This window comes from Streptomyces sp. SID1328 (assembly GCF_009865595.1).
GTDB classification, from domain to species: domain Bacteria; phylum Actinomycetota; class Actinomycetes; order Streptomycetales; family Streptomycetaceae; genus Streptomyces; species Streptomyces griseoluteus.
This window is the reverse complement of the sequence record NZ_WWKH01000007.1, coordinates 1-5,741: the sequence shown is the minus strand read 5'-3', so window position 1 is coordinate 5,741 and position 5,741 is coordinate 1. Positions and strand designations below refer to the sequence as shown.

Annotated in this window: 6 protein-coding genes; 4 read left to right on the top strand and 2 right to left on the bottom strand. The window is 72.5% G+C overall.

The genetic code is table 11. From position 1 onward, the window contains the following. The 3 genes from GT030_RS00315 to GT030_RS00305 form a co-directional block, all read left to right on the top strand. Positions 1 to 894, top strand: an 894-nt coding sequence (locus tag GT030_RS00315) for an AIM24 family protein (protein ID WP_202459502.1), incomplete at its 5' end; no start/stop codon positions are given. Positions 895 to 905: 11 nt separating this feature from the next. Further along, the gene (locus GT030_RS00310; protein WP_135789704.1) at positions 906 to 1,586 is read left to right on the top strand and encodes an AIM24 family protein; all 681 of its coding nucleotides are present in this window, start codon (positions 906 to 908) and stop codon (positions 1,584 to 1,586) included. A 17-nt stretch (positions 1,587 to 1,603) separates the two neighbouring features. Further along, positions 1,604 to 2,359, top strand: coding sequence for an AIM24 family protein (locus tag GT030_RS00305; RefSeq protein ID WP_086694704.1), 756 nt, complete (start codon positions 1,604 to 1,606; stop codon positions 2,357 to 2,359). 136 nt (positions 2,360 to 2,495) lie between these two features. Here the strand turns inward: GT030_RS00305 and GT030_RS00300 are convergent, their stop codons facing one another. Both GT030_RS00300 and GT030_RS00295 read right to left on the bottom strand, forming a co-directional pair. After that, positions 2,496 to 3,017 carry an NUDIX hydrolase gene (locus tag GT030_RS00300; RefSeq protein ID WP_161199262.1) on the bottom strand — a complete coding sequence of 174 codons (522 nt, stop codon included), beginning with the start codon at positions 3,015 to 3,017 and terminating at the stop codon, positions 2,496 to 2,498. Next, positions 3,014 to 4,459, bottom strand: coding sequence for a zinc-dependent metalloprotease (locus GT030_RS00295; protein ID WP_161199261.1), 1,446 nt, complete (start codon positions 4,457 to 4,459; stop codon positions 3,014 to 3,016). The genes GT030_RS00300 and GT030_RS00295 overlap by 4 nt, the downstream gene beginning before the upstream one ends. Before the next feature lie 191 nt (positions 4,460 to 4,650). Between GT030_RS00295 and GT030_RS00290 the strand changes: the two genes are divergently transcribed. Beyond that, positions 4,651 to 5,741, top strand: a 1,091-nt coding sequence (locus tag GT030_RS00290; protein ID WP_161199260.1) for an SDR family oxidoreductase, incomplete at its 3' end; no start/stop codon positions are given.

Sequence of the window (5,741 nt, the reverse complement as noted above, 5' to 3'; positions counted from 1 at the left end):
GCCCCGCCGAGCGCACCCCTGCCACCGGGCTACGGCCAGCCCCCGGCCGCACCGGCCCCGCCCGGCTACGGCCAGGGTCCGGGCCAGTCCCCGGCGGCCCCCGCACCGCCCGGCTACAACTCGCCGCCCTCCCACGGCGGCCCGCCGTCCGCTCCCATGCCCCCCGGCTACGGCCAGGTCCCCGGCCAGGGCACCCCCTCCTACGGCGTCCCGCAGGGTGCGCCCCAGGGCGCGGCCGGAGTGGGCGCCGCGCTCCAGAAGTTCAAGGAGGCGCCCACCGGGCAGCGCTGGACCCAGCAGAACCACAAGCTGATCCGCGTCGACCTGGGTGCCGGCGGCCAGCCGGTACTGGCCCGGCAGGGCAGCATGGTGCTCTACCAGGGCAAGGTCGACTTCAGCTACAAGGGCGCCGGAATCACCGGCCGGCTCGTGGGCAACGCCACCGGCCAGGAGATGCAGTTGATGCGCTGCACCGGCCAGGGACAGGTGTTCCTCGCCGACAACTCCACCCACCTCCACCCGGTCGAGCTGCAGGGCGACGCGATCTGCGTCTCCGCCGAGAACGTGCTCGCCTTCGACGAGAGCCTCCAGTACGAGGTCCGCCGCATCGAGGGCCACGGCATTCCCGGCGGCGCGCTGTTCACCATGCAGTTCCAGGGCACCGGCACCCTCGTCGTCAAGACGCACGGCACGCCCGTCGTGCTGCCGGTGACGCCGACGACCTTCGCCGACTGCCACGCGGTGGTCGCCTGGTCGGCCGCCTCACAGGTGATCGTCTCCAGCCAGGTCCGGATGCGCCGCAACGCCTACGCGGGCGACACGGGGGAGAGCGTGAACCTCCAGTTCCGGGGCGCACCCGGCAACTTCATCGTCGTCCAGCCGTACGAGGTCTGAGGGAGCCCGTCATGAACCAGCCGCTCGCGGGCTTCGCCCCCGCACCCGTCACCGCCCGCATGGAGAACCACGGCAGCCACATGCTGAAGGTCGCCATGCAGACCGGCAACGACCTCCTCGCGCGCGTGGGCTCGATGATCGCCTACGAGGGCTTCATCCAGTACGAGCCCAACCCGCCCGCCGTCCGCCAGATCGCCCGCGACTGGATGACCGGTGAGGGCGCCCCGCTGATGAAGTGCTCGGGCGACGGGCTGCTCTACCTCGCCGACTACGGCGCCGACGTGGTCGTGATCAACCTGAACGGCGACGGCATCTCCGTCAACGCCACCAACCTGCTCGCCTTCGACGCGGGCCTGACCTGGGGCGTGGAGCGGGTGAAGGGGCTCGCCAAGTTCGCCGGACAGGGCCTGTGGAACACCAGGATCTCCGGGCAGGGCTGGGTCGCGCTGACCTCGCGCGGCACCCCGATCGTGGTGGACTGCGGGGGCGGCGAGGACGAGACGTACGTCGACCCGGACGCGCTCGTGGCGTGGTCCCCGAACCTGAAGGTGAAGGGCAAGCGCAGCTTCAAGGCGCAGTCGCTGATCGGCCGGGGCAGCGGCGAGGCGTACCAGATGGCGTTCTCCGGGACGGGCATCGTCGTCGTCCAGCCCAGCGAGGACAGCACCGACCGCCTCCGGTTCCGGGGCTGAGGGGGAGCACAGACACCATGCAGAGCCCGCTTTTCGCGCACAACGACTCCCAGACCCAGGAGCGTTGGAGCCTGCAGAACGCGCAGATGCTCCGCGTCGCCCTGGAGGGCCATGACGACCTGCTGGCCCGCAAGGGCGCCATGGTCGCCTACCAGGGCCTGGTCGAGTTCGACGCCGAGTACCGCAGCCAGGGCCAGCGCCGGGCGCGGGCCCACACCGGCGAGGGCCTGGACCTGATGCGCTGTCACGGCCAGGGCACCGTCTACCTCGCCAATCTCGCCCAGCACGTCCATCTGCTGGACGTGGAGCAGGAGGGCCTGACCGTGGACAGCTCCTACGTCCTCGCCATGGACTCCTCGCTGCACCACGAGGTCATCGCGGTGGACAGCCTCTACGGCATCTCCGGCTCGGGCAAGTACCAGCTGAACATCACCGGCCGCGGCAAGGTCGCCCTGATGACCTCCGGCACGCCCCTGCTGATGCAGGTCACGCCGGACCGGTACGTCAACTGCGACGCGGACGCCATCGTCGCCTGGTCCACCTCGCTGCGGGTGCAGATGCAGGCCCAGACCCATTCGTCCGGGGTGTGGCGGCGGCGCGGCAGTACGGGCGAGGGCTGGGAGCTGAGCTTCATGGGTTCCGGCTTCGCCCTGGTCCAGCCCAGCGAACTGCTGCCGCCCCAGCACGCGCAGATAGGCGGCGGGGTCGCGGCCCAGTTCGGCATGGGCCAGCAGGGCGCGCGCGGGCAGAACCAGGGCAACGTCTGGAGCTGAGCGCGCGTGCGCCGGACGTGACGAGGCGAACGTAAGGGGCGCCCACAGTTGGCGGGCGCCCCTTACACGTTCAGAGCCGAACCGGGTGCGGCTCCGAGCCCCGTTCAGATCCAGGCCCTCCGTACCGCACCCCGTCTCACAGCCGCGCCCGCGTAGCCTCCAGCAGCCGTACCACCGACTCGTCCGCCACGTCGGCGACCTCGTCGTAGCGGAACCACCGCAGGTCCAGCGACTCGTCGCTGATCGCGTGCTCGGCGCCGCGCGGGGCCAGCACCGCGTACTGCACGTCGAGGTGCCAGTTGCAGGGGGCCGGGATCGCGTGCCGGTCCAGCCGGACCGGGCCGCCGGGGAGCAGGGTCAGCCCGGCGATGCCGGACTCCTCCGTCGCCTCGCGCAGGGCCGCGCCCGCCATGGAGATGTCACCGGGCTCGCAGTGGCCGCCCATCTGGAGCCACATCCGCAGCTTCCTGTGCAGGGTGAGCAGCACCCGGCCGTGCTCCGGGTCGATCACCAGCGCGCTGGCCGTGAGGTGCCCCGCGTCGCAGGACCGCCAGATGCCGTCCGGGTGGGCGGCGAGGTGGGCCTGGTAGGCGTCACGCAGCTCGGGCTGGTCCTCGTACCCCTTGAGCACGAGGACCGCGTCGTCGTACAGGCTCACTCGCTCTTGTCGCCCTTGCCCTCGTCACCCTCGTCCTTCTTCAGGCCGGGCTTCTCCGCCCCGCCGCCGGCCGCCTCGCCGAGCATCTTGTCCAGCTCGGAGAAGTCCATCTGCTCGCGGTGGACGAAGCCGTCCGGGTCGTCCAGGTCGGTGGCCGTCGGCAGCATGTCCGGGTGGTGCCACAGGTCGTCCCGGCCGTCGACCCCGCGGGCGTCGGTGAGCGAGGCCCACAGGCGGGAGGCGTCGCGCAGGCGGCGCGGGCGCAGCTCCAGACCGATCAGCGTGGCGAAGGTCTGCTCCGCCGGACCGCCGCTCGCGCGACGGCGGCGCAGCGTCTCGCGCAGCGCGTCGGCGGAGGACAGGCGCGGCTTCGCGGCCGCGTGGACGACCGCGTCCACCCAGCCCTCGACCAGCGCGAGCGCCGTCTCCAGCCGGGCCAGGGCCGCCTTCTGCTCGGGCGTGTCCTCGGGCTGGAACATGCCCTGCTGGAGCGCGTCCTGAAGCTGCTCGGGGTTCTGCGGGTCGAACTGGCCGACCACGTCCTCCAGCTTGGCGGTGTCGACCTTGATGCCGCGCGCGTATCCCTCGACCGCGCCGAACAGGTGCGAGCGCAGCCACGGCACGTGGGCGAAGAGGCGCTGGTGGGCCGCCTCGCGCAGAGCGAGGTACAGACGCACCTCCTCCATGGGGATGCCCAGGTCCTTGCCGAACGCCTCCATGTTGACCGGGAGCAGCGCGGCCTTGCCCACCGGTCCCAGCGGCAGACCGATGTCGGTGGAGCCGACGACCTCGCCCGCGAGCACGCCCACGGCCTGCCCGATCTGGGTGCCGAACATGGCGCCGCCCATCGAGCGCATCATGCCGATCAGCGGGCCCGCCATGGCCTGCATCTCCTCCGGCAGGACGTCACCCATGGCCGCGCCGACCCGCTCGGCGACCGGGTCGACCAGTTCCTTCCAGGCCGGGAGGGTCGCCTCGACCCACTCCGCGCGCGACCAGGCCACGGAGGTGTTGGCGCCGGAGGGCAGCGAGGTGGCGTCGTCCAGCCACAGGTCGGCCAGACGCACGGCCTCCTGGACCGCGGAGCGCTCGGACGGGCCGACGCTCGCGTCCTTGACACCGTCCTGGGTGCCCTGGGCGACCGTCTGGCGGGCGATCTGCTTGGCCATGTCCCAGTTCACCGGGCCGCCCTCGTAGGAGAGCATCTGGCCGAGCTGCTGGAACGCCGCGCCCAGGTCATTGGGGTTCAGAGAGCCGAACATCGCGGCGAGCGGATTGTCGGCGCCGGGACCGCCAAAGCCCCCGGCTCCCGGCAGACCGCCGAAACCGAACGGGTTGGCCGGCTCCTGCCCACCACCGCTCTGCTGGTCCTTCTTCTTGCCCTCGTCGCCGTCGTCCGGCTCCTCCGGCGGAAGGCCGAATCCGAATGGGGTGTCACTCACGGGGTTCCTCGGCTGGTAAGGCCACCGGTTCTCTCCGGCGGCGCGGCTGCCCGACTTCACCACCCAGCGTAGACACCCGGACCGGATAGGGCCTCGGTGCTTCGCCCACAGATGGGCTGCGGCAGGATGGATGCACCTGGTACGGGCGCGTCGTCCGCGCTCGTACTGAAGACAACCGCTGGAGACGCCCGGTGAGTTCCCCAGATCCGCAGGTTCGCGCAGCGCGAAACCCCTCATCTCCGCCCGCATCGCCCTCGCCCGCGGTGCGCGGGCCCGTCGTCGCGGTCACCGGCGCCGCCACCGGGATCGGCGCGCTGCTCACCGAGCGGCTCGCGGCGTCCGAGGAGATCCGGCAGGTCGTGGCCATCGACGAGCGGCGCGGGGAATGCGCCGAGGCGGAGTGGCACATCCTCGACGTGCGGGACCCGGCCATCGCGGAGAAGCTGCGCGGAGCCGACGTCGTGGTGCACCTCGCGCTCGACCTGGACCTGGGCAGCGACGCGGCGGCCCGCACGGCGTACAACGTGCGCGGCACCCAGACCGTGCTCACCGCGGCGGCCGCCGCCGGGGTGCACCGGGTTGTGCTGTGCACGTCGGCCATGGTCTACGGCGCGCTGCCCGACAACGAGCTGCCGCTGTCGGAGGACGCCGAGCTGCGCGCCACCGCCGAGGCCACCGGGGTCGCCGACCTGCTGGAGATCGAGCGCCTGGCCCGCCGCGCGCCCCGCGCGCACCCCGGCCTCAACGTCACCGTCGTACGCCCCGCCCTGCTGGTCGGCGGCACCGACACCGCGCTGACCCGGTACTTCGAGTCGCCCCGGCTGCTGGTGGTCGCGGACTCCCGCCCCGCCTGGCAGTTCTGCCACGTCGACGACCTGTGCACGGCGCTGGAGTACGCCGTGCTGGAGAAGGTCGACGGGGAACTCGCCGTCGGCTGCGACGGCTGGCTGGAGCAGGAGGAGGTCGAGGAGCTGAGCGGCATCCGGCGCATGGAGCTGCCCTCGGCGGTCGCCCTCGGCGCGGCCGCCCGGCTGCACCGGATCGGGCTCACCCCGTCCCCGGCGGGCGACCTGGCGTACACGATGTACCCGTGGGTGGTCAGCGGCAGCCGGCTGCACTCGGCCGGGTGGCGCCCCCGCTGGACGAACGAGGAAGTGCTCGCGGAACTGCTGGAAGAGGTCTCCGGCCGGCACACCGTCGCCGGGCGCAGACTCGGCCGCAAGGACGCCACGGCGGCCGGCGCGGCGGGCGCGACCGTGGCGCTGCTCGGCGCGGCCGCGGT

Coding starts and splice junctions, on each gene's coding strand:
- GT030_RS00310 (WP_135789704.1), top strand. CDS start 906: ATGAACCAGCCGCTCGCGGGCTTCGCCCCCGCACCCGTCACCGCCCGC.
- GT030_RS00305 (WP_086694704.1), top strand. CDS start 1,604: ATGCAGAGCCCGCTTTTCGCGCACAACGACTCCCAGACCCAGGAGCGT.